The 13,339-nt window shown below is 70.7% G+C and carries 18 protein-coding genes; 14 read left to right on the top strand and 4 right to left on the bottom strand.

Going from position 1 to position 13,339, the window contains the following annotated elements; genetic code table 11:
• Positions 1 to 96: 96 nt before the first annotated feature.
• A complete protein-coding gene (locus EAH86_RS17980) occupies positions 97 to 801 on the bottom strand; it encodes a winged helix-turn-helix transcriptional regulator (protein WP_140743280.1) in 705 nt (234 codons plus the stop codon).
• 83 nt (positions 802 to 884) lie between these two features.
• Here EAH86_RS17980 and EAH86_RS17975 point away from each other — a divergent pair, with 83 nt between their 5' ends.
• Together EAH86_RS17975 and EAH86_RS17970 are read left to right on the top strand one after the other, a co-directional pair.
• Positions 885 to 1,160 carry a MoaD/ThiS family protein gene (locus EAH86_RS17975; protein WP_140743278.1) on the top strand — a complete coding sequence of 92 codons (276 nt, stop codon included), beginning with the start codon at positions 885 to 887 and terminating at the stop codon, positions 1,158 to 1,160.
• A gap of 16 nt (positions 1,161 to 1,176) precedes the next feature.
• Complete coding sequence (locus EAH86_RS17970; protein WP_140743276.1) at positions 1,177 to 2,037, top strand: hypothetical protein; 861 nt, start codon at positions 1,177 to 1,179, stop codon at positions 2,035 to 2,037.
• A gap of 144 nt (positions 2,038 to 2,181) precedes the next feature.
• On the opposite strand, the gene EAH86_RS17965 is transcribed toward EAH86_RS17970, so the two are convergent.
• The gene (locus tag EAH86_RS17965; protein ID WP_140743274.1) at positions 2,182 to 2,550 is read right to left on the bottom strand and encodes a DsrE family protein; all 369 of its coding nucleotides are present in this window, start codon (positions 2,548 to 2,550) and stop codon (positions 2,182 to 2,184) included.
• A gap of 122 nt (positions 2,551 to 2,672) precedes the next feature.
• On the opposite strand from EAH86_RS17965, the gene EAH86_RS17960 reads away from it, so the two are divergent.
• Genes EAH86_RS17960 through EAH86_RS17950 form a run of 3 tightly spaced genes read left to right on the top strand, consistent with a single transcriptional unit; the run spans position 2,673 to position 4,693 of the window.
• The gene (locus EAH86_RS17960) at positions 2,673 to 3,170 is read left to right on the top strand and encodes an FABP family protein (protein WP_140743272.1); all 498 of its coding nucleotides are present in this window, start codon (positions 2,673 to 2,675) and stop codon (positions 3,168 to 3,170) included.
• A gap of 9 nt (positions 3,171 to 3,179) precedes the next feature.
• The gene (locus tag EAH86_RS17955) at positions 3,180 to 3,767 is read left to right on the top strand and encodes a low molecular weight phosphatase family protein (RefSeq protein WP_140743270.1); all 588 of its coding nucleotides are present in this window, start codon (positions 3,180 to 3,182) and stop codon (positions 3,765 to 3,767) included.
• Positions 3,767 to 4,693 (top strand): hypothetical protein, encoded by a 927-nt coding sequence (locus EAH86_RS17950; RefSeq protein WP_140743268.1) that lies wholly within the window; start codon positions 3,767 to 3,769, stop codon positions 4,691 to 4,693. The genes EAH86_RS17955 and EAH86_RS17950 overlap by 1 nt, the downstream gene beginning before the upstream one ends.
• Before the next feature lie 14 nt (positions 4,694 to 4,707).
• Here EAH86_RS17950 and EAH86_RS17945 read toward each other — a convergent pair whose 3' ends face one another.
• Entirely contained in the window at positions 4,708 to 5,730 is a 1,023-nt protein-coding gene (locus EAH86_RS17945; protein WP_241668441.1) for an LCP family protein, read from the bottom strand.
• Positions 5,731 to 5,786: 56 nt separating this feature from the next.
• Here EAH86_RS17945 and EAH86_RS17940 point away from each other — a divergent pair, with 56 nt between their 5' ends.
• Positions 5,787 to 6,203 carry a Fur family transcriptional regulator gene (locus EAH86_RS17940; protein ID WP_206665877.1) on the top strand — a complete coding sequence of 139 codons (417 nt, stop codon included), beginning with the start codon at positions 5,787 to 5,789 and terminating at the stop codon, positions 6,201 to 6,203.
• Between the two features lie 71 nt (positions 6,204 to 6,274).
• On the top strand, positions 6,275 to 7,309 hold the full coding sequence (locus tag EAH86_RS17935; RefSeq protein WP_140743396.1) for a YgfZ/GcvT domain-containing protein: 1,035 nt from the start codon (positions 6,275 to 6,277) through the stop codon (positions 7,307 to 7,309).
• Positions 7,310 to 7,322: 13 nt separating this feature from the next.
• Here EAH86_RS17935 and EAH86_RS17930 read toward each other — a convergent pair whose 3' ends face one another.
• Positions 7,323 to 8,741, bottom strand: coding sequence for a polysaccharide biosynthesis tyrosine autokinase (locus tag EAH86_RS17930; RefSeq protein WP_140743266.1), 1,419 nt, complete (start codon positions 8,739 to 8,741; stop codon positions 7,323 to 7,325).
• Positions 8,742 to 8,876: 135 nt separating this feature from the next.
• On the opposite strand from EAH86_RS17930, the gene EAH86_RS17925 reads away from it, so the two are divergent.
• From EAH86_RS17925 to EAH86_RS17895, 7 genes are all read left to right on the top strand, one after another.
• Complete coding sequence (locus EAH86_RS17925) at positions 8,877 to 9,728, top strand: 3-keto-5-aminohexanoate cleavage protein (protein ID WP_140743264.1); 852 nt, start codon at positions 8,877 to 8,879, stop codon at positions 9,726 to 9,728.
• A gap of 112 nt (positions 9,729 to 9,840) precedes the next feature.
• Positions 9,841 to 10,329, top strand: coding sequence for a helix-turn-helix domain-containing protein (locus EAH86_RS17920; RefSeq protein ID WP_140743262.1), 489 nt, complete (start codon positions 9,841 to 9,843; stop codon positions 10,327 to 10,329).
• Between the two features lies 1 nt (position 10,330).
• Positions 10,331 to 11,017, top strand: a complete 687-nt coding sequence (locus tag EAH86_RS17915; protein WP_140743260.1) for a hypothetical protein — start codon at positions 10,331 to 10,333, stop codon at positions 11,015 to 11,017.
• A 108-nt stretch (positions 11,018 to 11,125) separates the two neighbouring features.
• The gene (locus EAH86_RS17910; RefSeq protein ID WP_140743258.1) at positions 11,126 to 12,106 is read left to right on the top strand and encodes an asparaginase; all 981 of its coding nucleotides are present in this window, start codon (positions 11,126 to 11,128) and stop codon (positions 12,104 to 12,106) included.
• A 4-nt stretch (positions 12,107 to 12,110) separates the two neighbouring features.
• Positions 12,111 to 12,536 carry a D-aminoacyl-tRNA deacylase gene (gene dtd / locus EAH86_RS17905; RefSeq protein ID WP_140743256.1) on the top strand — a complete coding sequence of 142 codons (426 nt, stop codon included), beginning with the start codon at positions 12,111 to 12,113 and terminating at the stop codon, positions 12,534 to 12,536.
• A gap of 16 nt (positions 12,537 to 12,552) precedes the next feature.
• Positions 12,553 to 12,888 carry a DUF2516 family protein gene (locus EAH86_RS17900; RefSeq protein WP_140743254.1) on the top strand — a complete coding sequence of 112 codons (336 nt, stop codon included), beginning with the start codon at positions 12,553 to 12,555 and terminating at the stop codon, positions 12,886 to 12,888.
• Entirely contained in the window at positions 12,882 to 13,310 is a 429-nt protein-coding gene (locus EAH86_RS17895) for a phosphomannose isomerase type II C-terminal cupin domain (protein WP_338325259.1), read from the top strand. Before EAH86_RS17900 ends, EAH86_RS17895 begins: the two co-directional genes overlap by 7 nt.
• Positions 13,311 to 13,339 lie beyond the last annotated feature (29 nt).

Below are 13,339 nucleotides of genomic sequence, written 5' to 3'. Positions count from 1 at the left end.
GACACCTGGCAGTGACAAGGCGCCCCTCCCGGGAACGGGAGGGGCGCCTTCGTCGGTTCTGCCGTTGCTCTGCAGAGCGTTGGAGCGCAACGCGATTCAGAGGTCGGCTCGGACACCCTCGGCGGAGACGTCTTCAGCCGGGACGAAGCGGTAGCCCACGTTGCGCACGGTGCCGATGAGCACCTCGTGCTCGGAGCCGAGCTTGGCGCGTAGCCGCCGGACGTGGACGTCCACCGTTCGCGTGCCGCCGTAGTAGTCGTAGCCCCAGACCTCCTGGAGCAGCTGGGCGCGGCTGAACACGCGCCCGGGGTGCTGGGCGAGGTACTTCAGGAGCTCGAACTCCTTGTAGGTCAGGTCGAGCAGCCGCCCGCGAACCCGTGCCGAGTAGGTCGCCTCGTCGATCGTGACCTCGCCCGAGGTGATCTGGACGTCCTCGGGCTCCTGGTTGTCCTGGAGTCGCCCCGCCGCGAGCCGCAGCCGCGCCTCGACCTCGGCCGGGCCGGCGGACTCCAGCAGGACCTCGTCGACGCCCCACTCGGCGGTGATTCCCGCCAGACCGCCCTCGGTGAGGATGGCGATGAGGGGGACCGACATGCCCGTGGCGCGCAGCACGCGGCACAGCGACCGGGCCACCGCGAGGTCGCGCCGGGCGTCGAGCAGGACGGCGTCACACGGCGGGGCGTCGACCAGTGCGGTCGGTTCGGCGGGGATGATGCGCACGTGGTGAGTGAGCAGGCCCAGTGCCGGCAGCACCTCGGCGCTGGGCGCCAAGGCGTTCGTCAGCAGCAACAGACGGGCCATGCCTTGAAAGGATACGGCTGCGGGGCCGCCGCAGCGCCTCTGCACACATGGTGAGATCGTTGTCTCACGAGAGGAGCGTGGGTATGCCGCGTGAGAACGATGCTGCGACCGTCACCGTGCGCACCGCAACGGTGCGGTACTGGGCCGGCGCCAGAGCCGCGGCCGGCGTGGAGTCCGACGTCGTCCGTGGCTGCGCGACGGTTGCCGACGCCGTGGCGACGGTCGACGCGCTGCACCCCGACCTCGCCCCGGTGACGGCCGTCAGCACCCTCCTCCTCGACGGCCGGGCGACGCACCGCGACCAGCCACTACCCGAGGGGTCGGTGCTCGAGGTACTGCCTCCCTTCGCCGGAGGGTGATGCGAGGATGCCCCTTGTGTCCGACGTCCCCGAGCAGGCGCCCAACAACCCTGCCGTCCCGCTCACCCGTCGCGAGCGTCGAGCCCACGCCCAGACCGCGAAGCCGGCCCTGCCGCGGCGGGCCCTCCTGCCTCGACCCCTGTCGATCGCCGCGACGCTGGCCTTTGCCGCCCTGGTGGCGCTGACCGGCTACGCCAGCCCCCAGTTCGTCGCCCTGGCTGTCGCGCTCGCCGGGCTGGTGCTGGCCTGGGGATGGCCGCTGCTGCTCAGCCTGCCCAGCCCGAGGGGCACCAGCGGGGTCCTCGCGATCGGCACCCTGCTGATGACCGGGACCGCCCTGCTCACCCGCAGCGACCCCTACCTCCAGTGGATGCCGGCCGCCCTGGCCGTCTCGGTCATCGTCGCCTTCCTGCACCAGCTGATGCGTCGCGACGGTCGCCCGCGGCTGACCGAGTCCGTGGCCGCCACGACATCGGGGTTGGCGATCATCTCCGCGGGCATCGCGCTGGCGCCGATCCCGCACGTGCTGGCCGGCGAGCACGCCCTCGCGGCGACGATGGCTGGCCTGGGCATCGGCGCCCTGGCCGACCCCTGTGTCTCGATCCGCCGCCTGCGGAAGTGGGCCCTGTTCATCGCCATGGTCCTCGGCGGAGGGGCTGCGGTCGTCGTCTCCCTACTGGCGGGCGACCCGATGACCGGCTCGGCAGCCCTCCTCGGCCTCCTTGCCGCCGCCATCTCGCACGCGGCTCGCCGGGTGCTGGCACCGTTGCCCGCGACGGCGATGCCCCGGGCGCAGCTCGCCGTGGCCGCGGCGTCGTCACTTCTCGTCGGCGTGGTGGCCTACGTCGTCGTGACGTCGCCCTGGTTCGCGACCTGACCTGCCCCGACCGCCCGGCACTTCTGGCCAAGGGGGCCGGATGGCTGACCAGCTGAGCGGCTCGGATGCGCGCTGGGTGGCCAGAAGGGGGAGGAGCCAGCCACGCGGCATACCGGCACCGCTGTCCCGCTCGGCGGCCGGTCGTCAGTAGACGAGGGCCTGGGCGCCCGGGGCGATGACCTCCTCGACGAAGGCCGCTGCGCCACGGATCACGACGCCGGGCACCAGATCGGCCGCACTGAGTTCACGTCGAGCCGCGCACTGACCGCAGACGGTGACCGTCCCGGAGGCTACGACTGCGTCGCGCAGGTCGGCCAGCGCAGCCGCGTGCGCCAGCTCGACGGCCTCCGCCCGACCCGGTACCGCCATCCACGAGGCGTCCCCCGTGAGCCACAGGCTCACTTCCACTCCGCTGGCCACCGCAGTCGCAGCGACGGTGAACGCCTGGTTGAGCCGTTCGAGTGACTCGACGCCACAGGTGACCTTGATGACGAGCGTGCGCGGGTCTGTCATGGTCCACAGGCTACGATCTGGCGCGTGCACACGTTCTACATCTCCCTCCTCGCGCTCACGGCCGTGGTGATCACCTGGTTCGCGGGCTTCGTCGTCTACCGCCTGGTCAAGACGCCCCGCTGATGCAGTTCACCCTCGACCCAGACCTCCCGCGCGCGCTGGCGCCCCTGGCCTGGCTGATCGGACGCTGGGAGGGCGCCGGTGTCGTCGGCTACCCCACCATCGAGTCGGCCAACTTCGGGCAGGAGATCGAGGTCACCCACGACGGTCGCCCGTTCCTCGAGTGGCACAGCCGCACGTGGCTGCTCAACGAGGCCGGCGAGAAGGTGCGCCCCCTCGCGACCGAGCTCGGGTTCTGGCGTCCGTTCGAGGACGGCGAGGTCGAGTTTCTGCTCACCCACCCGACCGGCATCGTCGAGCTGTACTACGGCAAAGCCGAGCCGGCCAAGATCGAGCTGCGCACCGACGGCGTGCTGCGCAGCCCGCACGCCAAGGAGTACAACGCCGCCACCCGGCTCTACGGACTGGTCAACTCCAACCTGATGTGGGCGATGGACATGGCTGCCATGGGTCAACCGCTGCAGAGCCACCTCTCCGCCGAGCTCAAGCGCGTCGGCTGAGGCTCCCGGATGTCATCGAACCCCGCGCGGGTCCTCACCGTCTGCACCGGCAACATCTGTCGTTCCCCGTTCCTCGAGCGCGCCCTCCAGACCGAGCTGGACAGCTCGTGGGGCCCCGGCGCCGTCGAGGTGTCCAGCGGCGGCACCGGAGCCATGGCGGGACACCCCATGGAGGACCAGGCGCGCGTGCTCCTGGAGTCCAAGGGGTATGCCGCGGACGGCTTCGTCGCGCGTGACCTCACCCCGGCGCTGGTCGCTGAGGCCGACATCGTGCTCACGGCCACCCGAGCCCACCGCGGCAAGGTGGCGATGCTGCACCCCAAGGCACTGCGCTATGTCTTCGCGTTCCGCGAGTTCGCCGACCTGGTGTCCGGACTGGCCGACGCACAGGTCCACGTCGCGTCCGACTCGGCCCGGGAGCACATCGCGCGGGTGGTCACGCTGGCTGCCGGCCAGCGTGGCCTACGGGCGCCGCTCACCGATGCTGCGGCCGACATCGTCGACCCCTATCGCCGGCCGGCGCAGGTGTTCGAGGACATGACCACCCAGATCATGGCCTCGCTGCCCGCCGTGGCCCGAGCCCTCGGGAGGCCGTGATGGCGCGCCTGGGCGAACGCGCGGGGATGGTCGGCCTGGCCGCCTTCCTCGTGGTCGATGTGCTGCTGGTCGGTTTCGCCATCACCAGCACCCGTCACCCCGTCACCCAGGGCGGCGCCACGATCGATCCCGGTGTCGTCGCCACGTCGTCGCCCACGACCACCAAGACCACGGAAGGTCCGGTGACGCTCAGCGTGAAGGTCGTGCCGTTGACGCGGGGCCTGGTGGCGTTCGACAAGGACACCGCGTTCCGCTTCACCGTCGGCAGCTGCAAGTCGGCCGGTTCCAAGCTCGAGCTGACCCGCAACGGCGGCCAGACCTGGGGTCCGCGGTCGGCACCCTACGACACCATCGTCCGTGTCCGGGTCCGACCTGACGGTTCAGCGTTCGCCGTGGGGGCGGACTCGGCGACGGACTGCGTTCCGGCCATCCGCCAGGCAAGTGCGCTCGACGCCGACTTCGGCGACTCGGTGGCCGTCAAGGACGCGTGGTTCCGCGACCCGCGGGCTGCGACGTCGGTGGGGATCCCCACCGGGGGTACCGCCAAGCCGTGCGGGTCGGGTCAGGTCGTCGACCTGGCCGTCATCGACTCCGGAGCCGCAGCCCTGTGCGCGGACGGCCGACTGCGGGTGAGCACCTCCGGTGACCAGTGGGAGACGTCCGCCACCGTCGAGGGGGCCCTCGCGCTGGCGCTGAACGCCAAGGCTCGCGCCTACGTCGTGGTCCCCGGCGCCGACTCCTGCGACGGCCTCGCCGTGGTGGACGCCGCCAAGCCCACCAAGGCCGTCGGCTGCGCAGCCGCAGACGTGGCCAAGGTCGATCCGGGGACGGTCGCCCTGTCGGTGACCGCCGGCGGTGGCTGGCTCGGTGTCGGTGAGACCGTCTACCTCGCCGGTGGCAACCTCGCGACCTGGAAGAAGGCCTGACCGGGTCGATCCCGCTATGGCGTGTGCGTGACGTCCTGGTAGGTGCCCATCGCGTCGTTCTGCAGGGCCTCGCCGAGGGTGCGCATGCCCGGCTCGTCGACGATGTCGATGGACGCGCCGACCGGTGAGGTGCCGAACCCGGTGAACGGGGCGGTCACGAACGCGATGTCGCGGCCCCTCAGGCTGCGCAGCGAGGCAGCCTCGCTGCGCATCTTGCTCACCGTGAACGCGTCGTCGACGGTGAGGTTCGCCGTGCCGGCGTCCACGAACTTGGCCAGGGTGACCGGGTTGGTCAGCACGCTCCTGCTGAGGGACTTGAGCATCAGCGCCTTGATGAAGGCCTGCTGGCGGCGGCCGCGCGAGATGTCGCCCTCACTGAGGTCCTTGCGCTCGCGGACGAAGGCCAGTGCCTCCGCGCCGCCCATCTGCTGGTAGCCCTTGCTGTAGGTGTAGCCGCTGTTGCTGCTCGGCTCCTCGACGTAGACGTTGACCCCGCCCACCGCGTCGGTCATGTTCTGGAAGCCCTCGAAGTCGACGATCGCCACGTGGTCGACGGGAACGCCCACGAGGTCCTGCAGGGTCTGGACCAGCAGGGGCGCACCGCCGTAGGCGAAGGCGGCGTTGATCTTGTCCTTGCCGTGTCCGGGCACGCTGACGTACAGGTCGCGTGGGAAGTGCACCAAGGTGACCGTCTTGCGGTCCCCGGCGATGTGCATGAGCACGATGACGTCCGAGCGGGCACCGGCCAGCCCGGCTCGGGCGTCGGAACCGATGAACAGAATGTTCTGGGCTTCCTTGGCCGCCGCCTTCTTCGTCGGCGCGGGCTCCGCTCCGCTGACCCCCGGGGTCGGCAGCAGCGACTGGTGCTTCACGTTCTTGCTGACGGTGTTGTTGAGGAACAGCAGGTATGCCGCCCCACCACCGACCACGACCAGGACCACGAGGGCCAGGAGCACGGCGAGCGTCCGCCGTACGCGCGAGCGCTTCGGGGGCGTCTTCGCGGGCGGATTCTCGGTCTCTTCGAATTGGTCGAGCACTCGCACAGTGTAGATATCACCCAAGGGTGGTCGTGACCGAACCGTAGAGTGGGAGGGTGCAGGACGTCGGCGAGCGGTTGCGGGCCCAGGGGCGGCGGATGACTCCGCAGCGCCAGCGAGTGCTCGACGCCGTGGCCGGGCTGGGCCACGCCACGCCTGAGGACGTCGTGGCCCAGGTGGCGCGCGACGGTGGTCCGGCGCTGGCCCCGTCGACGGTCTACCGGGCCCTGGACGCCCTCGAGTCCCTGCAGATCGTGGGACACACGCACCTCGACCACCGGGCGCCGAGCTACCACCTCGCCGACCACGCCGACCACATCCACCTCGTGTGCCGCAACTGCGGTCGCGTGCAGGAATGCCCCAAGGAGTACGCCGAGGGCTTCGCGGGGAATGTTCTGGCCGGTTCGGGCTTTGTTGCTGACGTGACACACATGGCGATCCACGGAGAGTGCGGCACATGCGCGACGCGCTAGAGACGACGACCGAGCCGAGCATCATCGAGCCGGTCACCGAGCCGACCCCCGAGGGGGCCGCGGAGCCGGGTATGCCGGCGGCGCCGGGATCGGCCGCTCGTTCCGTGCTGCTCGACCACCACGGCGCCGTCGAGGGGGACGGCCCTGACGCGGGCGTCGCCGCCCACTACGGGGACCCGCTGCGGGAGCAGCGCCTCCTCTCCGAAGGCCTGGCCGTCGTCGACCAGTCGCACCGCGGGGTCGTCACCGTCACCGGACCGGACCGGCTCTCGTGGTTGCACTCGATCACCAGCCAGCAGCTCACCGGGCTCGGTCCGCGGCAGTCGCGCGAAGCCCTGGTGCTGACGCCCAAGGGCCACGTCGAGCACAACCTGCACCTCGTCGATGACGGCGAGACCACGTGGATAACCACCGAACCCGGTCAGGCCGCCCCGCTGGTCACCTGGCTCGACTCGATGCGCTTCATGCTCAGGGTCGAGGTGTCCGACGTGACCTCCGACTGGGCCGTCCTCGGCGAACCCTCAGCTCTCGAGTCCCAGCCCGGCGAACCGCTGTCCTGGCGCGATCCCTGGCCGGACCTTGTGGGCGACACCGCGGCATACGGACCGGTCGATGGGCACCCGGCCATCGGTCGGGCGTGGCGCGAGGTCCTGGTCCCGCGACCGGCGCTGGCCGAGGCGGTCGCGGACCGCGACCTCGCCGGCAGCTGGGCGAGCGAGGCGCTGCGGGTCACGGCCTGGCGTCCGCGCCTCGGCTTCGAGACCGACCACCGCACCATCGCGCACGAGGTCGACTGGCTGCGGACGGCGGTGCACCTGCACAAGGGGTGCTACCGCGGCCAGGAGACGGTCGCCCGCGTCCACAACCTCGGCCGGCCGCCACGCCGGCTGGTGTTCCTGCACCTCGACGGGTCCGGGCACACGCTGCCGGAGCGCGGCGCACCCGTCATGGCGGGGGACCGACAGGTGGGCCAGCTCACCTCGGTGGCCAGGCACTACGAGGACGGGCCGGTCGGGCTCGCGCTGGTCAAGCGCAACACCCCCGTCGACGAGACCCTCGACGTGGCCGGCATCAGCGCCAGCCAGGTCGAGGTCGTCGCACCGTAGGGCCGTTGAGGGCTCAGACCTTGGCGGACTGGGCGTTGCGCTCGCGCGCTCGCTCCTTGCGGCTGCGCGCAGGCGTGATCGGCGCGTAGCCCTCGGAGTAGTAGTAGTTCTCGGCGTTCGCTCCACGCGTGGGGATCCGGTTGACCACCAGGCCCAGGACGTTGCCGTTGACCGCCTTGACGGACATGAGCGCCCGGCTCAGCTGCTCCTTGTTGACGACACCGCAGCCGACCACCAGCACCACTCCGCCGGTGATCGTGCTCAGGACGGTGGCGTCGGTCACGGGCAGCACGGGCGGGGCGTCGATGATGACGTAGTCGAACATCTCCTCGAGCTGACGGATGGTCCGCGACATCGTCTCCGAGCCGAGGAGCTCGCTCGGGTTGGGCGGGATCTGGCCCGCGCCGAGCACCATGATCCCGGTGTCGCCGAACGGCTGGAGCACGTCGATCAGCTCGGCCTGGCCGATGAGTACGTTGGTCAGGCCCACGGAGCCCTCCATGCCCATGTAGCGCAGCAGGCGGGGACGACGCAGGTCGGCCTCGATGACGCAGACCCGCGCCCCGGCCGCGGCCATGCTGATCGCGAGGTTGGCCGTCGTCGTGGTCTTGCCCTCGCTGGGGAGCGATGAGGTGAACACGATGGAACGTGGGTGGTTGGCGGCGTCGACGAACTGCAGGTTCGTGCGCAGCGCCCGGAACGCCTCGGCCCGGGGGCCGTGCGGGTCGGACTGGACGATGAGCGGGTTCTTCGGGCCCTCCGGGTCGTAGGTGATCCCGCCGATGATCGTCGCGTCGACCGCTTCCTTGACGTCACGCTCGCTCTTGATGGACGTGTCGAACGTGTCGCGCAGCAGGGCGACACCGAGCCCGACAAGGAGTCCGAGGACGATCCCGAGGCCGATGTTGCGCACCGGGTTCGGGCTGATCGGGCCTTCGGGTACCGACGGCGGTCGGACGACCGAGACCTTGACCGGGCTGACCGAGTCGTCGGACACCCGCTCGAGGTCCAGGATGCTCGTCGAGAACTGCTTGCCCACGGCGCTGGCGATGCGCGCCGCCTGCTCCGGGTCGTGGTCGGAGACCAGGACGTCGATCAGGACGGTGTCGAGCGGCACGCTGGCCGTGATGCGGGCGCCCAGCTCGTCGGCGTTGTCGGTCAGGCCGAGGTCCTTGATGACCGGGTCGAGCACCTTTGGTGTGGTGATGAGGTCGGAGTAGGACTTCACGCGCTGCTGGGTGAAGGTGTTGCCCTGCAGCAGCTGGGTCGAGTCCTGACCACCGGACGTGGACACGAACAGCTGGGTGCGTGCCTGGTAGGTCTTGGGGCTCCACAGGGTGAGCAGTGCGGCCAGCGCCACCATCAGCAGGGTCACGGCAGCAATGGCGCGCCAGCGCTTGCGCACGACCCGGTAGTAGTCGTGAAGGTCCACGGTCCTGCTTTCACTGTCTGGGCGTGTTCGATCGGCCCCAGTAGGTTTCGGTTGGCTGTGAGCGCCCACAGTGTCCCACACAACGGCGGGGTGACCGGGTCGAGCGGTGTGGGCACGGCTGCCATGATGTCGGCCATGGCTCTTACGCAAGGCTCCGCCCACGGCACCCTCATCACCGTCGCCCCCACGGGCGCAGAGCTGGCCAAGGCGGACTTCCCCCAGCTGCCGACGACGCTGGAGGAGCTCGTCGAGACCGCTGTCGCCTGCGAGGCGGCTGGCGCGTCGATGATCCACCTGCACATCCGCGACGGCGAGCACCGGCCGACGCTGGACCAGGGACATCTCAAGGCGGCGGTGGACGCCCTGCGCGAGCAGACGTCGCTGGTCATCCAGCTGTCGACGGGCGGCAGCGTGCACGATCCCCTCGACCAGCGGCTCACGGTCCTCGACGCCGAGCCCGACTCCTGCTCCCTCACCTGCGGCACCACCAACTTCGGCGACGACGTCTTCCTGAACCCCTACGGCTTCATGTCCGACCTCTATGTCCAGGCCCAGGAGCGCGAGGTGGTGCCCGAGTTCGAGCTGTTCGACCTGGGTCACGTGACGTCGCTGGCCCGCCTCATCGACACGCACGGCCTGCCGTTCGGGGGCAAGGTGCACGTCGACTTCGTGACCGGCGTGCCTGGAGGTATGCCGGGGACGCCTGCTGCGCTGCTCGCCGGGGTCGCGATGCTGCCGCCCGAGGTCACCTCGTGGTCGGCGACCGGGATCGGCCGCAGCCACCTGCCCGTGGCTGCCGCCGCGTTGTCGGCCGGTGGACACCTGCGGGTGGGCATGGAGGACAACGTGGTCTTCGCGCGCGGCGTACCCGTCGAGCACAACTCCCAGCTCGTGGAGCGGGTGGTCCACCTGGCCGACGTGATGCAACGTCCCGCGTTGTCCACCGCCGACGCCCGCGTGATGCTCGGCGTCAAGGACCGTGGCTGACCCCGTCGCAAGACCGAACTCCTGCCTCCACGACCCCTGGGGTTCGCCCTGTGATGCGGAACACGCTGCCTTGAGTTTGCATTCTGCTAACTAGAGCAAGCAGACTGGGGGCATGAGCCGAATTCCGTTGGGGCCGCTGAGCCACAACAACCTGGGTGACTACCTGCGTGAGCAGCGTCAGTCCGCCCGGCTCTCGCTGCGCCAGCTCTCCGAGCTCGCCGGTGTGTCCAACCCCTACCTGTCGCAGATCGAGCGGGGCCTGAAGAAGCCCAGCGCCGAGATCCTCCAGCAGCTCGCCAAGGGCCTCGAGGTCTCAGCGGAGTCGCTCTACGTGCGGGCCGGGATCCTCGACGAGCGCCACGGCGACGCCCCGACGACGCATGGCGCCCCGCTCGACACCAGGGCCGTCATCGGCGCCGACCCGCAGCTCACCGACCGCCAGAAGGCCGCCCTGCTCGACATCTACGACTCGTTCGTCGGCGTCGAGGCCAAGCCGGTCCGCAGGCGTTCGTCCGGCAGCACCAAGACCAGCAGCAAGACCAGCACCACGTCCAGCACCACCAAGACCAGAAGCACCACCCCTCGTAACCAAGGAGCCTGACATGGCACTCGTTGCCGACATCCGCAAGACCGTCACCGACACCACCCCCGTGTTCGCCGTCGTCGGCCTGACCGACATCGCCGTCGAGAAGGTGCGCGACGCCCGCGTCAAGGCCACCGCCGTTCGCGTGGACCTCGCCCCCGCCGCCCTGCAGTCCAAGGCCCAGGCCCGCGTGACCGAGGCTGCCGGGCAGGCCCAGGAGCTCCCGGCCCTGGCTCTCAACCGCGGCCTCGAGATCGCCGGCAAGGCGCAGGAGACCTACGAGACCGTCGCCGCCCGCGGCGAGAAGCTGGTCAAGCGGGTCCGCACCCAGAAGTCGACCAAGGACCTCCTGGCGCAGGCCGAGGCCACCTTCTCCCTGGGCAAGGGTGCCGTCACCACGGTCCGCAAGTCCGCCACCGACATCCAGCGCTCGGCCAAGGCCACGCTGACCACCGGTCGCAAGCAGGCCGCCGTTGCTGCTGACGTCATCGCCGACTCCGTCGTCGAGGAGGCCGCCGAGGCCAGCACCGCGGTGAAGCAGTCCGCCACGCGCACCCGCACGGCCGCCAAGCGCACCGCGACGACCACCAAGAAGTCCGCTGCCGCGAGCAAGTCCGCCGCCAAGGGCGCGACCACCAGCGCGAAGAAGACGGCCACCGCCACCAAGAAGGCCAGCACCGCTGCCGCCACGAAGGTCGGCGCCTGACCTACCCCCAGCCAATCGGCCCCCTCCCGTGATCCGGGTGGGGGCCGTTTGCGTTGTCCCGCAGCCCGCCGCGGACCACCGCCGCGGGGCGGTGGCTAGGCTCGGCGGGTGAGCACGCCGCATACCGACACCCCACCCGCCCTCGACGACGCACCGGTCCTCGCACACTACGTACGCGGAGGCTTCGTCGAGTCCGCGCACCGCGCCTCTGTGGTCGCGACCGCGGCGGACGGCAGCCACCTGCTGGCCCTCGGCGCGGTCGACGACCCGATCTTCCCGAGGTCGTCCAACAAGCCGGTCCAGACCCTCGCGATGGTCCGGGCGGGCCTGCGCATGCCGCCCGCCCACCTCGCCATCGCGTCGGCCAGCCACTCGGGGGAGGACTTCCACCTGGCCGCGGTGCGCGAGATGCTCGCGTCCGCGGGGCTGACCGAAGGCGCACTCCAGAACACGCCGGACTACCCCGTCAACGAAGAGGCGCGCGAGGCGGTGCTCCGTGCCGGCGGTGGCAAGCTGCCGATCACGCAGAACTGCTCGGGCAAGCACGCGGCGATGCTGGCCACCTGCGTCGTCAACGGGTGGGACACCGAGACCTACCGCGACCCCAACCACCCCCTGCAGCAGGCGATCTCCCAGACCCTGGCCGAGCTGACCGGTGACGAGATCACCGCCGTCGCGGTCGACGGCTGTGGCGCACCCGTGATGGCAGTGACGCTGGCCGGCCTGGCGCGCGCGTTCGGCCGGATGGCCGCCGCCGAGCCGGGCACGCACGAGGCCGAGGTGGCCGACGCGATCCGCGGCAACCCGGCATACCTCGGGGGCACTGGACGCGACGTCACCGCCCTCATCGAGTCCACGCCCGGACTGATCGCCAAGGACGGCGCCGAGTCCGTGTATGCCGTCGGGCTGGCCGACGGGCGCGGCGTCGCCGTCAAGGTCGCCGACGGCTACCCGCGGGCCAAGCCGGTGATCCTCGCGGCCGCGCTGCGCCGCCTCGGCGTCGAGTCGCCGGCCCTCGCACAGCTCGAGCACTCCCCGGTGCTGGGGCACGGCGAGGTCGTCGGAGCCATCGTCGCCGTCAACATCTGAGCCTGTGCGCGCCGTCCTGCAGCGGGTGACCAGCGCGTCGGTCTCGGTCGACGGTGCGGTCGTCGGAGCCGTCGACCGCCCAGGGCTGGTTGCTCTGGTGGGAGTGACCCACGGCGACGGCCCGGACCAGGTCGAGGCGATGGCCCGCAAGATCAGCGAGCTGCGGATCCTGCGTGACGAGCGTTCGGTCCTCGACGAGGGAGCGCCGGTGCTGGTCGTCAGCCAGTTCACCCTCTACGCCGACACGCGCAAGGGTCGGCGTCCGTCGTGGAACAACGCGGCGCCCGGAGCCGTCGCAGAACCGCTGGTGGACGCGGTCGTCGGTGCCCTGCGGGCTCGAGGTGTGGAGGTCGCGACCGGAAGGTTCGGCGCCATGATGGAGGTCACCCTCGTCAATGACGGTCCGGTCACCCTGGTCGTCGACGTCTGACCCTTAGGCTGTCTGCATGTTCTCCGCGCTCGGTTCCGCACAGGGCATCGTGATCCTGCTGCTCAGTCTCGCTGCCTTTGCGGCCGAGGTCTTCGCCCTCGTCGACGCAGTACGCCACCGTCCGGACGCCTTCGTCGCGGCCGGCAAGCGCACCAAGCAGTTCTGGTCGATCATCCTGGGGGTGGCCGTGCTGCTCGGCTTCGTGTCGGTCGGTCGTAGCCTGCTCTTCTCGATCGGGCTGATCGCCGTCGTCGCCGCGGGCATCTACCTCGCCGACGTGCGTCCTGCGCTGCGCCAGGTGAGCGGACGGGGCGGCGGCTCCCAGCACATGGGACCGTACGGACCGTGGTGACGGGCGATCACGCCGTGACCGGGGACCAGGCTGCGGAGATGGACCGCAGCGGTGACGTGTCGGACCTGCCGGACCCGCGCAGCGACATCTTCACGGTGCAAAGGCCCTGGGGGAACTTCCAGCAGTTCTGCTCCAACGAGCGCGTCACCGTCAAGATCATCACCGTCGACCCGGGTCACCGGCTCTCGCTGCAGACCCACGACCACCGGGGCGAGTTCTGGCAGGTCCTCGACGTGCCGATCGAGGTGACCGTCGGCGACCGGACCTGGAGTGCCGCCCCGGGCGAGGCGGTCTGGGTGCCGTGCCACGCGGTGCACCGGATGGCCAACAAGGGCGACCAGCCCGGCCGGCTGCTCGAGATCGCCTACGGCGACTTCGACGAGGCCGACATCGTCCGCCTCCAGGACGACTACGCCCGCTGAGCGCCCGCGCAGCAACCTTTGCTAGCAGC

The sequence above is a fragment of the Pedococcus bigeumensis genome (genome assembly GCF_006438965.1).
Classification (GTDB): Bacteria; Actinomycetota; Actinomycetes; order Actinomycetales; family Dermatophilaceae; genus Pedococcus; species Pedococcus bigeumensis_A.
The sequence above is the reverse complement of the archived record's forward strand: the minus strand, read 5'-3'. Positions and strand labels throughout refer to the sequence as shown.